This is a genomic window from Arthrobacter sp. OV608 (assembly GCA_900110595.1).
In the GTDB taxonomy this organism is placed as follows: Bacteria; Actinomycetota; Actinomycetes; order Actinomycetales; family Micrococcaceae; genus Arthrobacter.
The window spans coordinates 206,464-222,440 of record FOEZ01000008.1; the positions used below are offsets into that span (position 1 = coordinate 206,464).

A 15,977-nucleotide genomic window follows, 5' to 3' on the forward strand; every position below is an offset into this window, starting at 1 on the left:
ACGTGGCTACGTACACTCAATCCGCACCCACCGGAGTCCTCACGGCTCCCGTGGTTCCCAAATCCAAGGGACGCATCGTCGTCAACTGGATCACCTCCACTGACCACAAAACCATCGGGTACATGTACCTGATCGCTTCGTTTGTGTTCTTCTGCCTCGGCGGCGTGATGGCGCTGCTGATCCGCGCCGAACTGTTCGAGCCTGGTATGCAGATCCTGCAGACCAAGGAGCAGTACAACCAGCTGTTCACCATGCACGGCACCGTGATGCTGCTGATGTTCGCCACCCCGCTTTTCGCCGGCTTCGCGAACGTCATTATGCCCCTGCAGATCGGCGCACCCGATGTCGCGTTCCCGCGGCTGAACGCACTGGCTTTCTGGTTCTTCCTCTTCGGCTCCACCATCGCGGTGTCCGGCTTCATCACACCGCAGGGTGCCGCTTCCTTCGGCTGGTTCGCCTACGCGCCGCTGTCCAACACCACGTTCAGCCCCGGCATCGGTGGCGACCTGTGGGTGTTCGGCCTGGCACTGTCCGGCTTCGGCACCATCCTTGGTGCGGTCAACTTCATCACCACCATCATCTGCATGCGCGCACCGGGCATGACCATGTGGCGGATGCCGATCTTCACCTGGAACACCCTGGTCACCGCCATTCTGGTACTCATGGCGTTCCCGCCGCTGGCCGCCGCGCTGTTCGCACTCGGTGCCGACCGCCGCTTCGGTGCCCACATCTTCGATCCCGAAAACGGCGGTGCCGTCCTCTGGCAGCACCTGTTCTGGTTCTTCGGCCACCCCGAGGTGTACATCATCGCCCTGCCGTTCTTCGGCATCGTCTCGGAGATCTTCCCGGTCTTCAGCCGCAAGCCGATCTTCGGCTACAAGGGCCTGGTCTACGCAACGATCGCCATCGCTGCCCTGTCCGTGACCGTGTGGGCCCACCACATGTACGTCACCGGCGCAGTGCTGCTGCCGTTCTTCGCATTCATGACCATGCTCATCGCAGTGCCCACGGGCGTGAAGTTCTTCAACTGGATCGGCACCATGTGGCGCGGATCGCTGACGTTCGAAACGCCCATGCTGTGGAGCATCGGCTTCCTGATCACCTTCCTCTTCGGCGGCCTCACCGGCATCATCCTGGCATCCCCGCCGCTGGACTTCCACGTCTCCGACTCCTACTTCGTGGTGGCGCACTTCCACTACGTGGTGTTCGGCACCGTGGTGTTCGCGATGTTCGCAGGCTTCTACTTCTGGTGGCCCAAGTGGACCGGCAAGATGCTCAACGAACGCCTGGGCAAGATCCACTTCTGGCTCCTGTTCCTCGGCTTCCACGGCACTTTCCTCATCCAGCACTGGCTGGGCGTCGAGGGCATGCCCCGCCGTTACGCGGACTACCTGGTGGAGGACAACTTCACCTGGATGAACCAGTTCTCCACCGTGGCTTCGTTTGTCCTGGGCGCATCGCTGATCCCGTTCTTCTGGAACGTCTACATCACGTGGCGCAGTGCCGAAAAGGTACAGGTGGACGACCCCTGGGGCTTCGGCGCTTCGCTCGAGTGGGCCACGTCCTGCCCGCCGCCGCGGCACAACTTCACGTCGCTGCCCCGGATCCGCTCCGAGCGTCCCGCCCTTGACCTGCACCACCCCGAGCTTCGACAGGTCCACACTGCCGAGTCGCCGGCTCCCGCAGCCCAGGTACTCGGTAACGCCGACCAGAAGGACACTGCACAGTGAAAATCGAATCATGGATCTTTGGTTCCGGAGTCTTCTTCTTCGTACCGGTTTCGCTGGTCTACGGGTTCCTCACCAACTGGGGTGAGTGGGTCGGTATCCTCGGCATCCTCCTGGTCGGCGGCCTCGCCGGCATGATCGGCGGATACCTCGGCTTCACCGGCAAGCGTGTTGGCATGCGTCCCGAGGACCGCACTGACGCCGAGATCCACGAGGGCGCCGGCGAACAGGGCCACTTCAGCCCGTGGAGCTGGTGGCCCCTGGTCCTGGGCATCGCCTGCGCCACAGGGTTCCTTGGCCTGGCAGTCGGCTTCTGGATCGTCTTCATCGCCGCCGGCCTGGCCGTGGTAGCGCTCATTGGCTGGGTCTACGAATACAGCCGCGGCGACCACGCCCACTAGGCACAAGGAAGTAAACAACGACGGCGGGCCTCACCTGAAAGGTGAGGCCCGCCGTCGTTGTTGTATCACGTGGTTGAGCCGTTCCCTGAGCACCTGCAGGGCAACCCAGGAACAGTCCCGGCAGGGGCCTACCCGGCTCCCTGCGACTCCAGGAGCCTGCCAAGGGTTTGGAGGACATCCTGTGCTTCTTCGCGTCCCAGTGGACCGTCTAGGGCTGCATCAGGGATGTTGAGCTCCACCTCGCAACCGTGATGGAAGTCAGCCGTCATCACCTGCAGCAGAGACCGTGCATCAACGTATGCCGTGCCCGCCTTGGAGATGGTCACCGGCAGCCCGGTTTCGGTGACCGCCCGGACAAATACGGCGGCCGGACGCGCATGCAGTCCGATTGAGGCTGTGACCACGGCCTTCTGAGTTGGCAACGGGACTCCTTCTTTATGACGGCCCCATCCGTCTGGTATTGAAATTTTCCTGTCCAATATAGCGGCACCTTCCCGTGATCAGCGAAATGCTCCTGTACTGTGGCGCACACTGGTCTAGACCTGTCCTAAAATGGCTGGGTGATCCTCAACCAAACGGCAAAGTCCCGTGGCTGGTAGCGCGGCAGCCATCGCCGGCGAGATTGACCGGACCAGCGGTACGGCCATCTATGTTCAGCTGCGTGAAATCCTCCGGACCTATATCGTCGAATCGTGCCGGCCCGGATCGGCGCTGCCCTCGGAACGCGACCTGGCGGAGCGTTTTGGCCTCGCCAGGATGACCGTCCGGCAGGCGATTGATGCCCTGGTGGGCGAAGAAGTGATCGAGCGGGTGGTAGGGCTGGGCACGTTTGTGCGTAGGCCGAAGCTGGACCTGCAGGTCAAGCTCACCTCGTACAGCGAAGAGATGCAGCGCCGCGGCATGGTCCCGGCCGCCAAAGTCCTCAGCTTCGAACAGATCGGGGCCAGTGCATTCCTGGCACGCGAGCTCCAGCTGGACGAGGGCACCCCACTGGTCCGTTTCCGGCGCCTTCTGCTGGCCGACGGCGAGCCGATGAGCGTCGACGAGAACTTCATCCCGACCCACCGGGTTCCCGGCCTGCTGGATGGAGAGCCACCCACCTCGCTGTACAACGTGCTCAGCGAACAGTACGGCCTGGTGATGGAGTGGGGGGAGGACATGATTGAGGCCACGGCTGCTTCGCCCTCCACCGCGCGCTTGCTCAATGTCGAGGTCGGTGCACCCTTGCTGAAGATCCAGCGCCATGCGTTCGTGGCCCGCACCATGGTGGACTATTCGGTCTCGTACTACCGGGCCGACCGCTACAAGCTGTGGGTTCCGTTGCAGCGCCCGGGTGCACGCCGGTCCCGCAGCCACTGACGTTGCTCCGCGGCTGATATCAGGCGCCGCGCGGAGCCTTACAGCTAAGCACACAGTGGAACTGCACACAGAGAAGGCCCGGTCCTCATGGACTGGGCCTTCTCTTTGCTGAATGACTGGGCCTAGTGGCTCAGGCTCTTGGCTTCCTCGGGTGCTTCGACTGCCGCATGGCCATGGCCGTGGGCAGCTTCCAGCTCAGCCGGGGTGGCCGGGGCAACACGGTCCTCGAAGAACCAGCGGGAGAGGAACGCGCGGCGCTTCTCCTTGCGCGTCACCACACCGTGTTCGTTGGGAACAGCGGGCAGGACCTCGGGAGATTCGAAGCCCACCAGCTTGTAACGCTTGTACTCGTCCAGCGGCGCGTGTACCTCGATGAACTCGCCGTGCGGGAGGCGGACAATACGTCCGGTCTCCCGGCCGTGGAGGGCTATCTCGCGGTCCTTGCGCTGCAGGGCCAGGGCCACGCGCTTGGCGACGACGAAACCAATGATCGGCCCGACGAAGAACAGTGCACGCAGCCAGTACGTCACGTCGTTGAGCGATACATGGAAGTGGGTGGCGATGAGGTCGGAACCGGCCGCAGCCCACATCACGCAGTACCAGATGAAGCCGGCAACACCGATTGCAGTACGGGTCGGTGCGTTGCGCGGACGGTCCAGCACGTGGTGCTCGCGGTCGTCCTTGGTGATCCACCGCTCAATCCACGGGTACATAAACATCACCGTGAACAGGATCCCGGCCGGCACAAGGGCCGGAAGCAGGACATTGAAGGTGAAGACGAAGCCGAACCAGTTCTGCTCCACGTGCCAGTTACCCAAGGTGCCGGGCATCAGGCGCAGCGCGCCGTCAACAAATCCGATGTACCAGTCGGGCTGGGTACCGGCGGACACCGGGGAGGGGTCGTACGGACCGTAGTTCCAGATCGGGTTGATCGTGAAGAAACCGGCCATCAGGGCCAGCACGCCGAAGACGATGAAGAAGAATCCGCCGGCCTTCGCTGCGTAAACAGGACCCAGGGGGTAGCCCACAACGTTATTGTCGTTGCGTCCCGGGCCGGGGTACTGCGTGTGCTTGTGGACGACCACCATAAACAGGTGCAGGACGATCATCAGCAGGATCAGTGCCGGGACAAGCAGGATGTGCAGCATGTACAGGCGGCCGATGATGGCCGTGCCCGGGAATTCCCCGCCGAAGAGGAAGAACGAGATGTAGGTTCCCACGACCGGGATGGACTTGATCACGCCGTCGATGATGCGCAGGCCGTTTCCGGACAGCAGGTCATCGGGGAGGGAGTAGCCGGTGAAGCCGGCAGCCATGGCCAGGATGAGCAGCACGCTGCCCACCACCCAGTTCATCTCGCGGGGCCTGCGGAAGGCTCCGGTAAAGAAGACGCGCAGCATATGCACGGCGATGGAAGCGACGAACAGCAGTGCTGCCCAGTGGTGCACCTGGCGCATGAACAGGCCGCCGCGCACGTCGAAGGAGATGTCCAGGGACGAGCTGTAGGCCACTGACATCTCAACGCCCTTGAGGGGCACGTACGAACCGTCGTAGTGCGTCTCCGCCATGGACGGATCAAAGAAGAATGTCAGGAAGGTGCCGGACAGCAGCAGGATGACAAACGAGTACAGGGCCACTTCGCCGAACATAAAGGACCAGTGGTCGGGGAAGACCTTGCGGCCGAATTCGCGGAGGATCCCGGAACCGCCAACACGTGAATCGACGAAGTCGGTGAACCGGCCTGTCTTGGTTTTGGCGACGAAAGCGGGCTCAGCTGTTGATGCTGCGCTCATGCATATCACGCTCCCAGTAACTTGGTCCTACAGGTTCTTTGAAGTCGCTGGTGGCGACCAGGTAGCCTTCGTCGTCAACTGCGATGGGCAGCTGGGGGAGAGGCCGGCTGGCGGGGCCGAAGATCACCTTGCACTCCTGAGTGAGGTCAAAGGTGGACTGGTGGCACGGGCACAGCAGGTGGTGCGTCTGCTGCTCGTACAGAGCAACCGGGCAACCGACGTGGGTGCAGATCTTGGAGTAGGCAACGATGCCGTTGTAACCCCAGTCCTCGCGGCCCTCGGAAGGGTTCAGGGAAGCGGGATCCAGGCGCATGAGCAGCACAACGGCCTTGGCCTTTTCGTTGAGCTTGCCCTCGTGGAGTTCGTTGAGGCCTTCCGGAATGACGTGGAAGGCTGAGCCGATGGTGACATCGGATGCCTTGATCGGGGTCCCGTCAGGGTCCCGGGCGAGGCGCTTGAGCTTTCCGTCCGCGGGGGCCCACATGGTGTGTGCGAGCTTATTGTCCGGACGCGGACCCAGGTCACCGAAAAGGGCAACTGCGGGCAGCGGAGCCAACGCAACGGCACCAAGGAGGGTGTTGCGGATCAGCGGGCGGCGCTTGATGCCCGTCTCTTCCACGATGTCGTCCACGATCCGGACAGCGGCGCGGCGGTCCTCCTCGTAACGGATCGCGTGACGCTCTTCGGAGACTTCGTGGTCCGGCATCAGGGCCTTGGCCCAGTGCACGATGCCGGTTCCGATGCCCAGCATCGCGAACGCGGTACCGATACCCAGCAGCATGTTCTGGAGCCGGATGCTTTCAATCGTTGATTCACCGGCCCCCAGATCGATGGCGAAGTACGCCACCAGGAAGATCAGGGTGCCAACAACAGAAATGCCAAATAGTAAGGCGACCTGCCGTTCTGCCCGCTTTGCGGCCTTCGGGTCCGTGTCAGCCAGGCGCAAACGGTGCGGAGGAATTCCAGGATCCTGGAACTTCTCCACCTCATTCTGACCAGCCGTAGCTACGGTGCCCGAGTGGTTCGGACTGCCGTCACTATGGTTGCCCATAATTCGCCTCATCCTTCTCTCGTCCCGGCGGATGCCGGGTTAGTTTCTAATATCAAACTGCTGACTCGTCAGCAGAAGTTTGGTGTTCCGGAAGTGCTAGGACGTCCGGGAGGTCAGCCAGATGGTGAAGGCAATGATGACGCCGAGGCCTGCAACCCAGACGAACAGGCCTTCAGCCACGGGGCCGAGGGATCCCAGGTCAGCGCCGCCGGGGGAGCCGTTGGTTTCAATCTGCTTGAGGAAGGTGATGACATCGCGCTTGCCCTCAGGGGTGATGTTGGAATCGCTGAAGACCGGCATGTTCTGCGGACCGGTGACCATTGCCTCGTAGATGTGCTTTCCCGAAACATCGGCCAGGGCGGGAGCGAACTTGCCGCGGGTGAGCGCACCGCCGGCAGCAGCAGCGTTGTGGCACATGGCGCAGTTAGTGCGGAAGAGTTCGCCACCGGCAGCCGCGTCACCCTTTTCGTCCAGCAGGCTTTCCTCAGGAAGAGCCGGGCCGGCGCCCAGGGAGGCGACATAGGCTGCAAGCTGGTGGGTCTGTTCGTCGTTGAACTGAACAGGCTTCTTCAGCGCCTGGGGGCCGTTCATCTGCATGGGCATGCGGCCGGTACCAACCTGGAAGTCGACGGCAGCAGCGCCGACACCCACGAGCGACGGACCATCCTTGGAACCGCTGGCGCCCATGCCGTGGCAGGTGGCGCAGTTGGCGGCGAAAAGCTTTCCGCCTTCCTCGACGTCACTTGTGCTGTACGTGGTGGTGGAAGCCTTGGCCTCGTTGACGGTGGTGGCCACGGCGTACAGCCCGCCAGTGATGAGGAGGCCCATCAGTAGGAGGGCAATGACTGCCAGTGGGTGTCGCCGCTTTTGCGAGAGTGCCTTCACGTGGTGGTTCCTTTATTCGATCCTGGGCGGGCTCCGGGAGCCGCTACCTGAAATTCTGCCTCTTGTAGAAAAAGAATCAAAGCTGGCTACTTGAGGACGTAGATGACCAGGAAGAGGCCGATCCAGACCACATCCACAAAGTGCCAGTAGTACGAGGTGACGATCGCTGACGTGGCTTCGAAGTGCCCGAACTTCTTCGCGGCGAAGGACCGGCCCATGATCAGGAGGAAGGCAACAAGCCCGCCGATCACGTGGAGGCCGTGGAAGCCGGTGGTCATGTAGAAGGCCGAACCGTAGGCGTTGGAGGAGAGCGAAACGTGCTCGGAAACCAGCATCGCGTATTCAGTGGCCTGGCCGGCGACGAAGAACGCACCCATCAGGAATGTGAGGGTGAACCATTCGTTCATACCCCAGCGGGCGAACTGGAAAGCCCCGCCTGTTTTGCGCGGCTGCAGCCTCTCGGCGGCGAAGACGCCCATCTGGCAAGTAAAGGAACTGGCCACGAGGACGATCGTGTTGACGAGCGCAAAGGGGAAGTTGAGCTTGGCTGTCTCTTCGGCCCACATCTCGCCGCTGGTGGAGCGGAGCGTGAAGTACATGGCAAAGAGACCGGCGAAGAACATCAACTCGCTGGAGAGCCACACTACGGTTCCAACGGAAACCATATTGGGGCGGTTCAGCGTGGGGTGCGCCGGGGTACTGGGGGCATGGGTCGCAGATGTCACATAGACATTATGTCTGTAAAACTCCGTGCTGCCCAACGCAAACCGGCTTTTCGGGGGACTTTTTCTACAAAGACGCGAAATCGCCGGGAAAAGTTCCCTTGACGGTTCACATTGGTCAGCCGCTGCTATCCCTCGATAGCATCAGCAAGTGACTTCACAGGCATCTGCGGCATTGGCGGACAACACGTGGCCCCGGCTGATTTCGGCCCTGATCAACGGCAAGGACCTCACCGCGGACAGCACCGCGTGGGCAATGGACACCATCATGTCCGGGGAGGCGACACCAGCCCAGATCGCGGGATTCCTGGTTGCCCTCAGCGCCAAGGGCGAAACCGTCGAAGAGCTCTCAGGCCTCGTGGATGCCATGCTGGCCCACGCCAATCCGGTCTCGATCTCCGGCGAAAAGCTGGACATCGTCGGTACCGGCGGTGACCAACTCAACACCGTTAACATTTCCACCATGGCCGCCCTGGTTGCTGCCGGTGCCGGCGCCAAAGTAGTCAAGCACGGCAACCGCGCGGCGTCGTCGTCGTCCGGGTCAGCGGATGTGCTGGAGGCCTTGGGAGTCCGGCTGGACCTGTCCATCGACCAGGTGGCCCGCAACGCCGAGGTGGCGGGAATCACCTTCTGTTTCGCGCAGGTGTTCCATCCGTCTTTTCGTCACACGGCCGTGCCGCGGAAGGAACTGGCTATTCCTACTGCCTTCAACTTCCTGGGACCGCTGACCAACCCTGCCCGCGTTCAGGCGTCGGCAGTCGGCGTCGCCAACGCGCGAATGGCGCCGCTGGTGGCCGGTGTCCTGGCCCAGCGGGGGAGCCGGGGACTGGTATTCCGCGGCAATGACGGCCTGGACGAGCTCACTACCACCGGCCCCTCGACCGTCTGGGAAATCCGGAACGGCACCGTGGTGGAGCAGGAGTTCTCCCCTGAGGACCTCGGCATCCAACGTGCAACGGTGGATCAGCTGCGGGGCGGAGATGCTCGCGCCAACGCTGCTGTTGTCCGCGATGTCCTCGCAGGCAAGGAGGGGCCCGCCCGGGACGCCGTCCTCCTCAACGCAGCAGCCGGACTGGTGGCTTTTGACGCCGGCGCGGAAGGTCCATTGCTCGAACGCATGCGGACTGCCTATGCTCGGGCAGCAGAATCCATCGGGTCCGGGGCTGCTGCCGCGGTGCTCGAGAAATGGGTGTCGCTCAGCCGTTCCTGACGGGTGCGGCCTGCTACTCGAAACCGAGGGCGAAGGCTGCGTCCAGATCGTGCTGGGAGTAGGCGCGGAATGCGATATGCGTGGTGGTGTGGACCACTGCGGGCACCTTGGAAAGCCGGTCGGCAATGACATCGGCAAGGTCCTCGTGCTGCCGTACCCGTGCCACCGCGATCAGGTCCCATTCACCCGTCACTGAATAAACCTCGCTGATGCCCTCGATTGCTGAGATCTCTTCGGCAGTTTCAGGAATGCGGGCAGCGTCGGTCTTGATCAGAACGAAAGCGGTGATCACGTTTAATCCTTTCGGATCTGTTGCGCCGTAGCAGGGCCCGGCAGGCTTCTGGGTGCTGCCAGCCTATTACATTCCGGTCCGGACCCCGCGGGATCATCCGCGCCCTGCGTCAGTTCTTCCGGAGCCGGCGTGCTCCTGCCCACACCAGGCGCCAGCCGACCAGCAGCAGGCCCAGGCTCAGCAAGGCGACGATGATGAACGGCAGTACGACGGTTTGGTTGGTGAGGAGCCGGAGCACCATGCCTCCGGCCAAGGCTCCGAGCCAGACTGCCAGGCCGGTCCGGCGCACGGCCAGCGGGTTGCGCCAGGCTTTGGAGGCCAGCCAGCCCAGGGCCGCCCCGGCCAGGAACGGCCACGCTGTCAGGAACACGCCGGCCACAACATCGCCCCGTTGGTGTGCGTCCCGGCCCACGCCAGCAAACACCAGGATCAGGACGGCGTCCGTGACGGCTGCGGCTGCAATGGTTCCCTTGGAAAGAACATGCACGGGCCGCTGGATTGGAGGAGTCATGGATTCGAGCCTAGCAATGTCAACGTGCTGCCGGTTGCCGTCCGCCGCCACCCCTTGTACCTGTCCCCGCAACTGGGCAGGATGGACAAATCCGGGCATCGGGAAGGGCAGGACATGCGGTTGATCCAGGTAGCGCAGTACGCAGGCGACCTCGGGCGGGCGGCGGACTTTTATTCGGAGCTCCTCGACGTCCAGCCCACAGCCGTATTCGACCCGCCCGGCCTGGTGTTCTTCGACCTCGACGGCCTGCGGCTGTTGCTGGAGCGGGAAGCCCCGCGGGCGCTGCTCTACCTCGAGGTTCCCGATGTGAGGACGTCAGTGGCCGGGCTTAGGGGCAGGGGAGTCGAAGTCGTGACAGATGCGCACATCATCTTCAGCCACAGTGACGGGCTGCTGGGCCCTGCCGGCACGGATGAGTGGATGGCCTTCATCAGGGACAGCGAGGGCAATACTGTTGGGCTCGTCAGCCAGCTTCCCGCGCAGGGGGCAGCACAGGCCCCGGACGGCGCCTGAGACCGTTGTGCCTTTCGGATACCGCCACTAGGCTCAAGCCGGAAGGGAGCAACCTATGCCACGCACCATCGGAACCTGTCTATGGTTCGAGAACGAGGCGGAACAGGCAGCCGGGTTCTACACCTCGGTTTTTGATAATTCCAGGATCCTGAACGTCTCACGTCTCGAAGGAGCGCCGGGCCCCGAAAAACAGGTCGTCGCCGTCGAATTCGAGCTCGAAGGCCGCCCCTTCACCGCGCTGAACGGTGCGCGCGGCGCCATGTTCACCGAAGCTGTTTCGTTTATGGTCGACTGCGAGGACCAGGATACGGTGGACCGCTATTGGTCAGCCCTGACCGACGGCGGCAGCGAAAGCCAGTGCGGCTGGCTCAAGGACCGCTTCGGGGTTTCCTGGCAGGTCATCCCGTCCGTGCTCACCTCACTGATCGCCGGGACCGATCCGCTCGGTTCCCAGCGGGCGATGCAGGCGATGCTGGGGATGCGGAAGCTGGACATCGCGGAGCTGCAGAAGGCTTACGACGGCTGAGGCCCCGGGATGCCGGCGTTCCCCGTCCTGCATCCGTGGTGAAACGCAGGGCGGCGGGTAGCATCGGTGCCGATGAACAAACCTTTGTGGATCTGCTGCCTTGTGGGCGCGGCCGTCGGAATAGCCGTGGGCCTGGCTGTCTTTGACAGCCCGTTCATTGGTTTCGCGCTGGGACTGGGCCTCGGTGCTGTGGTGGGCGCCGGCATCGGGAAGCGCCACTGACCCGTCATCGTTGTCCGGGGGCAGGGCAGTGGCCGCAAGCTTCCTGGTTCCGGCTTCAGTCAGCCGTGGGAAGAGCTGTGCGCCTCCTGGGTTGTTTCAGGTTGCCAAGGCGGTTCCGATGCCATGTCCACTCCGGCCCCGTCTGTGGAGGCCGGTTCCACGGTGACTGCGGAAGCCGCAGCGTGTGCCTGGCGGGCAATGCCGGACCGCACGCTTTCGACTACCTCGTCACCGAGCAGCGGCCCGGTGTAGCTGATGTCGAGGCCGCCGTTGACGGCTGTGGTCCGGTAGTTCCCGAGCGCGTCAGCGAGTATTCCCTCCCTGTCGACAGCCAAGGCCAGGGCGCCGGGGTCGGGGGTGGGAATGCTGAAGCGCAGATCGTGGATCAAGGCCTGGAGGACGTGGAAATGCTCAGCGCCGAGCCGTTCCGTGTCCGGACCGGACACCTGGGTAACCAGGGACCGGCCGTCATCAAGCGTGGCCGAGGCCGGCAGCGCCACCAGGACCTCGGGCATAACATGCTCGAGGATGGCCGGTTCCAGTACGTCAGGTGACATGTCGGCCAGGGTCAGGCCCTGCTGCTCGGCCGCCGATTCCAGCTTCATGCGCAGGCCGGCCAGATCTGCGTCCATTGCGGAGTGGACGGCGACCACCACACGCCGTCGCACCATGAGCCCGTCGTAACCGACCGTGGGCCGGCTGTTCCCGACGTCCTGGCCTTCCTCCGCTTGTGGTGCTGCCGCGCTGGGCGTCGCGGGGAGTGTTGAGCTGACCGGCTGGCCGGTACAGCCAGCCAGCGCTATGGAGAGGACGACGGCGAGCGGGAGCAGAAACTTCACGTTCACGTCAGGTGCCGGCCGGATAGGAGGGCTTGTAGGTGGAGGCAAATGCCCCTTCGGGGGTGTTTTCCACGACGGGCGCGTCGGAGGTGATGGGATCGTTGTTTTCCAGGTCACCGACCGCGAACTGGACCATCATGTCGTGATCCTCGTGCACGAGGTTATGGCAGTGGACCATGTAGCGGCCGCCCTCGTGTTTGCCTGTATCGAACTGCATGAGCACGGTGACAGCCTCGTTTTCGCCGGCGTAGAAGACGTCCTTGGGCCCGTTTTCCCAGGCAAAGGGTTTGCCGCCGTTAGTGTTGCGGCCAATGATTTTCCCATCGATCAAATGGATGTGGACAGGATGGAACCATCCGCCGGATTCATTGACGATGGTCCACTCTTCAACCTGGTTGCGCTGCGGATTTGCGAAGCACTTCCTGAATCCTGATTTCTCGACGTCGTCCCACGTATCGCCGTTGATGGTCCATTCGCCGCCCTCACGCCGAACACGCAAGGTTCTCCTGGCTACGGCCATGTCCGGGGTCAGCGACATCGTGTCCAGTCCGCCCTCGGCTTTTGTGGGATGCTCACCGGGATCCAGTGTGGTGGGAATGGAGGTGATCGATCGTGACTCCGGCCGTGGAGACGGAGCATCGGCAACAACTTCGAACTTCATGACCTTGCCGGTGTTGGCGAAGTTCACGTTGTTCTTGTTGCTGAGATTCCGCAACTCCACGCTCTGGCCGGGCTTGTACTTGCGGAAGTCGATCAGGACCTCGTAGCGCTCTGCCGTCCCTTGCCGCCACGAGGAAACTGCCTGAACGGTGGGCGTCATTCCGGCATCGGTTCCTACCACGTAGAAGGGATCGCCGGTGGAGAGCGAGAACCGGTAGGACCTGGTGATGGAGCCAACCAGGAACCGGAACCGGTAGATCCGCGGTTTGACCTTCATGGTGGGCCAAGGCACGCCGTTCACCATGATGATGTCACCCCAAAGTCCGGCGTGGCCGTTGTCGTTGTATCCAAGCGATCCGTCGGCATTCAGCATTACGTCGGACACCAGGATCGGCACGTCGAATTCGCCTTGGGGGAGTTGCTCCCGCTCGAGGGAGTTGGTGATCGTGTACAAAGCGGCAAGGCCCGAGTACACGCCCTGTGCGGTGAGCATGTGGTTGTGATCGTGGTACCAAAGAGTGCGGGCGGCCTGCCAGTTCGGGTAGTGGTAGTTTTTGATGCGCCCGGGCGCTGTACGGTCGTTGGCATAGCCGTCGTACTGGGGGAGCGAGGCGGAGCCGTGAAGGTGGGTCACCGTGTTGAAGGGGTCGCTATACAGGAGGCCCTGGGCCGGCAATCTGTTGCTGATCCGCACCTCCGTGCGCGTACCTTGTTGAACCTGAATTGACGGACCGGGAAATATCCCGTTGTAGCCGGCCAGAGTGGTTGACGGGCCGTTAGCGATCTGGGCCTGCCCCAACCGCTGCGAAAGCGAGTACCTGGCGAAGGGCTGGCCGTCCGGATCGAGGCCTGTTTCGTAGGGGACAAGTTCCGGGGGACGCTTAAACACCGCCCGGTAGGGTACGGGCATGTTGTTGGCTGCCAGCGTGCTGGGGCTCGCCGGGGCCGGTCCCTCCGCGCCTTCCGCATGCACTCCTCCAACCAGGCCCGCTCCCTGCTGCAACCCGGTGACGGCGACAACGCCGCCCAGCAGGCCCAGCTTCAAAGCTTCTCGACGTGATTTCATGACTCCTCCACATCTGTGGTTGAGACCGGCTTTGTACTGTCGCCCCACGAAATAGTGCGGCCCCTACGTTGGGAAAAACTTGGGGGTACCTTACGGGGAAGGGGTTACCCGCCGGATCCTGGTCGTGATCCTGCTGCTGATTCACGCTACTTGACATAATGTAGATTATCGGCACTTTGCAAAGAGGCTCCGAAAGGGGTCGGGCGCCGATCCCGGACGTCCCAGTTCCGGCCCCCACAAATCCGCTCCCGCAGACAAATCCGCAGGTCAGCATTGTCTTAACCGGAGTGCTCGTTAAGAATGAATCAATGACGGTCTATGTGCGATCCCTTGAAACAGCTGTCCCGAAAACCATGCTGATCCAGACCCAGGCCCGAGACGTGTTCGCGGCCCAACCAGGTTTATCCAGGCTTGGTTCGCGGCTGGTCAATACCTGCTTTGACTCAGCCGCCATCGACACCCGTTTCACCGCCGTTGAGGAACTCACCAATGACTTCCGCTCCGACAACCCGCAGTTCTACGATCCGGCCACCGGACTGCTGCTGAATCCCAGCACCAAGGCCCGCAACGAGATTTTCGGCCGGGAGGCCACCAAGCTCTTCGTGGACGCTGCCCGTGCCGCCGTCGCTGCCGCCCCTGAACTCGATTTACTTGACATAACTCATCTCATTACCGTGTCATGCACAGGATTCTTCAATCCCGGACCCGATTACAAGATTGTCCGCGCACTCGGCCTGGATCCGGCCGTGCAGCGCTACCACCTCGGATTTATGGGCTGCTACGCGGCATTCCCGGCGCTGCGGGCAGCGAAACTGTTCTGCGAAGCGGATCCGGACGCGGTGGTGCTGGTGGTCTGCGCCGAGCTCTGCTCCCTGCACGTCCGCACCTCCAACGATCCGGACACGATCATGGGATCGGCCCTGTTCGCCGATGGTGCCGCGGCCGCCGTCGTCACCGCCCGGAGCGGTAGCGAAGAACAGTCCCTGCTTCAACTGGACCACTTCGAAACCGTCCTTACGCCGGTGGGTGAAGACTCAATGGCCTGGAACATCGGCGACCACGGGTTTGAAATGGTCCTGGGCAATTATGTGCCGCACATCATCGATGACCACATCGTGGGCGCCCTGCAGCCCCTCCTGGCCAAGGATCCGGAACTGGCCGCACTCCCCTACACCTCCATCCGCCACTGGGCCATCCACCCCGGCGGGCGGAGCATTCTGGACAAAGTCCAGTCCCGGCTCGGACTCACCGACGAGCAACTGGTCCCTGCACGCGAAACACTGCGCAACTACGGGAACATGAGCAGCTCCACGGTGCTGTTTGTGCTCAAACACATCCTGGAACAGGCTCCCGAAGACGGCGACGAACGGATCTGCTCCATGGCCTTCGGTCCCGGGCTCACAGTGGAGACAGGACTGTTCACCAAGCTGCGGCAGGCACCTGCCGGAATGCGCCCGGACCAGGTGACCGGGCACGCGGCGGAAGTGCCGGTCGCCTGAGGCCGGTGGACGTCCTGATGCGGCGGCGCGCCGCCGATGCCGTGGAACTGATGGACCTGCCGGACTGCGACGCCCGGCTCCTGGACAATACCTATCGCCAGTTTGGCCTGGTCAACCGCATGGTGTCCGGCTGGCGGAAGCTGTACATCCGGGAACTTCGGCCGGCGCTGGAGCAAAGCACCGCTCCCGCCCGGCTGCTGGACATCGGCTCCGGCGGCGGCGATCTGGCCTGCCAGCTCGCCGAATGGGCCCGCCGCGACGGACTGGCGCTGCGGATCACCGGCATAGACCCGGACGCCCGGGCGGCCGCCTTCGCCCGCAGACGTCCCGCGCTGCCGGGCGTTGAATTCCGGCAGGCGCACAGTTCAGACCTGGTCCGGGAAGGCAACAGCTTTGACTTCGTCATCTCCAACCATGTGCTCCACCATCTTCCGGCCGCCGATCTGCAACAGCTCCTCTCTGACTCCGCGGCGCTGGCCAGCCGGAAAGTCCTCCACAACGACCTCCGCCGCAGCCCCGCCGCGTACGCGCTTTTCTGGGCCGCGGCGCTGCCGTTCCGCCAGTCCTACATCCGCGCTGACGGCCTGACCTCCATCCGCAGGAGCTACACGCCAGCGGAATTGTCGGCCATCGCCCCGCCGGGCTGGAAAGTGGAACCGGGCGCGGCCTTCCACCAGGTCCTCACCCTGCGCAGGAACTGA

General features: G+C 63.1%; 18 protein-coding genes. 9 read left to right on the top strand and 9 right to left on the bottom strand.

Features of this window, described 5'->3' with window-relative positions:
* Nucleotides 1-2: 2 nt before the first annotated feature.
* Both ctaD and BMX78_RS12910 read left to right on the top strand, forming a co-directional pair.
* Complete coding sequence (gene ctaD / locus BMX78_RS12905) at nucleotides 3-1,730, top strand: aa3-type cytochrome oxidase subunit I (RefSeq protein WP_050055218.1); 1,728 nt, start codon at nucleotides 3-5, stop codon at nucleotides 1,728-1,730.
* Nucleotides 1,727-2,128 carry a cytochrome c oxidase subunit 4 gene (locus BMX78_RS12910; protein WP_091419959.1) on the top strand — a complete coding sequence of 134 codons (402 nt, stop codon included), beginning with the start codon at nucleotides 1,727-1,729 and terminating at the stop codon, nucleotides 2,126-2,128. The genes ctaD and BMX78_RS12910 overlap by 4 nt, the downstream gene beginning before the upstream one ends.
* Before the next feature lie 128 nt (nucleotides 2,129-2,256).
* On the opposite strand, the gene BMX78_RS12915 is transcribed toward BMX78_RS12910, so the two are convergent.
* Nucleotides 2,257-2,550, bottom strand: a complete 294-nt coding sequence (locus BMX78_RS12915) for an HPr family phosphocarrier protein (RefSeq protein ID WP_091419961.1) — start codon at nucleotides 2,548-2,550, stop codon at nucleotides 2,257-2,259.
* A 166-nt stretch (nucleotides 2,551-2,716) separates the two neighbouring features.
* Here BMX78_RS12915 and BMX78_RS12920 point away from each other — a divergent pair, with 166 nt between their 5' ends.
* Nucleotides 2,717-3,487 (top strand): GntR family transcriptional regulator, encoded by a 771-nt coding sequence (locus BMX78_RS12920; RefSeq protein WP_091419963.1) that lies wholly within the window; start codon nucleotides 2,717-2,719, stop codon nucleotides 3,485-3,487.
* A 122-nt stretch (nucleotides 3,488-3,609) separates the two neighbouring features.
* Here BMX78_RS12920 and qcrB read toward each other — a convergent pair whose 3' ends face one another.
* The 4 genes from qcrB to ctaE all read right to left on the bottom strand — a co-directional run bounded on the left by qcrB (nucleotide 3,610) and on the right by ctaE (nucleotide 7,941).
* Entirely contained in the window at nucleotides 3,610-5,280 is a 1,671-nt protein-coding gene (gene qcrB / locus BMX78_RS12925) for a cytochrome bc1 complex cytochrome b subunit (protein WP_091419965.1), read from the bottom strand.
* Complete coding sequence (gene qcrA / locus BMX78_RS12930) at nucleotides 5,258-6,331, bottom strand: cytochrome bc1 complex Rieske iron-sulfur subunit (RefSeq protein WP_091419967.1); 1,074 nt, start codon at nucleotides 6,329-6,331, stop codon at nucleotides 5,258-5,260. Before qcrA ends, qcrB begins: the two co-directional genes overlap by 23 nt.
* A 96-nt stretch (nucleotides 6,332-6,427) precedes the next feature.
* On the bottom strand, nucleotides 6,428-7,216 hold the full coding sequence (gene qcrC / locus BMX78_RS12935; RefSeq protein WP_091419969.1) for a cytochrome bc1 complex diheme cytochrome c subunit: 789 nt from the start codon (nucleotides 7,214-7,216) through the stop codon (nucleotides 6,428-6,430).
* Nucleotides 7,217-7,302: 86 nt separating this feature from the next.
* Nucleotides 7,303-7,941 carry an aa3-type cytochrome oxidase subunit III gene (ctaE, locus tag BMX78_RS12940; protein WP_181762574.1) on the bottom strand — a complete coding sequence of 213 codons (639 nt, stop codon included), beginning with the start codon at nucleotides 7,939-7,941 and terminating at the stop codon, nucleotides 7,303-7,305.
* Nucleotides 7,942-8,089: 148 nt separating this feature from the next.
* Here ctaE and trpD point away from each other — a divergent pair, with 148 nt between their 5' ends.
* Complete coding sequence (gene trpD, locus BMX78_RS12945) at nucleotides 8,090-9,148, top strand: anthranilate phosphoribosyltransferase (protein ID WP_091419973.1); 1,059 nt, start codon at nucleotides 8,090-8,092, stop codon at nucleotides 9,146-9,148.
* A gap of 13 nt (nucleotides 9,149-9,161) precedes the next feature.
* Here the strand turns inward: trpD and BMX78_RS12950 are convergent, their stop codons facing one another.
* Together BMX78_RS12950 and BMX78_RS12955 are read right to left on the bottom strand one after the other, a co-directional pair.
* On the bottom strand, nucleotides 9,162-9,440 hold the full coding sequence (locus BMX78_RS12950) for an Lrp/AsnC family transcriptional regulator (protein WP_091419975.1): 279 nt from the start codon (nucleotides 9,438-9,440) through the stop codon (nucleotides 9,162-9,164).
* Between the two features lie 109 nt (nucleotides 9,441-9,549).
* The gene (locus BMX78_RS12955; RefSeq protein ID WP_091420028.1) at nucleotides 9,550-9,951 is read right to left on the bottom strand and encodes a DUF3054 domain-containing protein; all 402 of its coding nucleotides are present in this window, start codon (nucleotides 9,949-9,951) and stop codon (nucleotides 9,550-9,552) included.
* 24 nt (nucleotides 9,952-9,975) lie between these two features.
* Between BMX78_RS12955 and BMX78_RS12960 the strand changes: the two genes are divergently transcribed.
* The 3 genes from BMX78_RS12960 to BMX78_RS23140 all read left to right on the top strand — a co-directional run bounded on the left by BMX78_RS12960 (nucleotide 9,976) and on the right by BMX78_RS23140 (nucleotide 11,212).
* Nucleotides 9,976-10,464 (top strand): VOC family protein, encoded by a 489-nt coding sequence (locus BMX78_RS12960; protein WP_502686293.1) that lies wholly within the window; start codon nucleotides 9,976-9,978, stop codon nucleotides 10,462-10,464.
* A gap of 55 nt (nucleotides 10,465-10,519) precedes the next feature.
* On the top strand, nucleotides 10,520-10,990 hold the full coding sequence (locus tag BMX78_RS12965; protein WP_091419977.1) for a VOC family protein: 471 nt from the start codon (nucleotides 10,520-10,522) through the stop codon (nucleotides 10,988-10,990).
* A gap of 72 nt (nucleotides 10,991-11,062) precedes the next feature.
* Nucleotides 11,063-11,212 (top strand): hypothetical protein, encoded by a 150-nt coding sequence (locus tag BMX78_RS23140; RefSeq protein WP_170850803.1) that lies wholly within the window; start codon nucleotides 11,063-11,065, stop codon nucleotides 11,210-11,212.
* Between the two features lie 59 nt (nucleotides 11,213-11,271).
* On the opposite strand, the gene BMX78_RS12970 is transcribed toward BMX78_RS23140, so the two are convergent.
* Together BMX78_RS12970 and BMX78_RS12975 are read right to left on the bottom strand one after the other, a co-directional pair.
* Nucleotides 11,272-12,057 carry a hypothetical protein gene (locus BMX78_RS12970; protein WP_091419978.1) on the bottom strand — a complete coding sequence of 262 codons (786 nt, stop codon included), beginning with the start codon at nucleotides 12,055-12,057 and terminating at the stop codon, nucleotides 11,272-11,274.
* Nucleotide 12,058: 1 nt separating this feature from the next.
* Entirely contained in the window at nucleotides 12,059-13,777 is a 1,719-nt protein-coding gene (locus BMX78_RS12975; protein ID WP_091419980.1) for a multicopper oxidase family protein, read from the bottom strand.
* Between the two features lie 308 nt (nucleotides 13,778-14,085).
* Here BMX78_RS12975 and BMX78_RS12980 point away from each other — a divergent pair, with 308 nt between their 5' ends.
* Entirely contained in the window at nucleotides 14,086-15,276 is a 1,191-nt protein-coding gene (locus BMX78_RS12980) for a type III polyketide synthase (RefSeq protein ID WP_091419982.1), read from the top strand.
* A gap of 17 nt (nucleotides 15,277-15,293) precedes the next feature.
* Nucleotides 15,294-15,977 (top strand): methyltransferase domain-containing protein, encoded by a 684-nt coding sequence (locus BMX78_RS12985; RefSeq protein ID WP_091420032.1) that lies wholly within the window; start codon nucleotides 15,294-15,296, stop codon nucleotides 15,975-15,977.

Bases quoted from the DNA above. Each gene is read 5' to 3' on its own strand.
- qcrB (WP_091419965.1), bottom strand. From the start codon at position 5,280: ATGAGCGCAGCATCAACAGCTGAGCCCGCTTTCGTCGCCAAAACCAAG.
- qcrA (WP_091419967.1), bottom strand. From the start codon at position 6,331: ATGGGCAACCATAGTGACGGCAGTCCGAACCACTCGGGCACCGTAGCT.
- BMX78_RS12955 (WP_091420028.1), bottom strand. From the start codon at position 9,951: ATGACTCCTCCAATCCAGCGGCCCGTGCATGTTCTTTCCAAGGGAACC.
- BMX78_RS12965 (WP_091419977.1), top strand. From the start codon at position 10,520: ATGCCACGCACCATCGGAACCTGTCTATGGTTCGAGAACGAGGCGGAA.
- BMX78_RS23140 (WP_170850803.1), top strand. From the start codon at position 11,063: ATGAACAAACCTTTGTGGATCTGCTGCCTTGTGGGCGCGGCCGTCGGA.
- BMX78_RS12975 (WP_091419980.1), bottom strand. From the start codon at position 13,777: ATGAAATCACGTCGAGAAGCTTTGAAGCTGGGCCTGCTGGGCGGCGTT.
- BMX78_RS12980 (WP_091419982.1), top strand. From the start codon at position 14,086: ATGACGGTCTATGTGCGATCCCTTGAAACAGCTGTCCCGAAAACCATG.
- BMX78_RS12985 (WP_091420032.1), top strand. From the start codon at position 15,294: ATGCGGCGGCGCGCCGCCGATGCCGTGGAACTGATGGACCTGCCGGAC.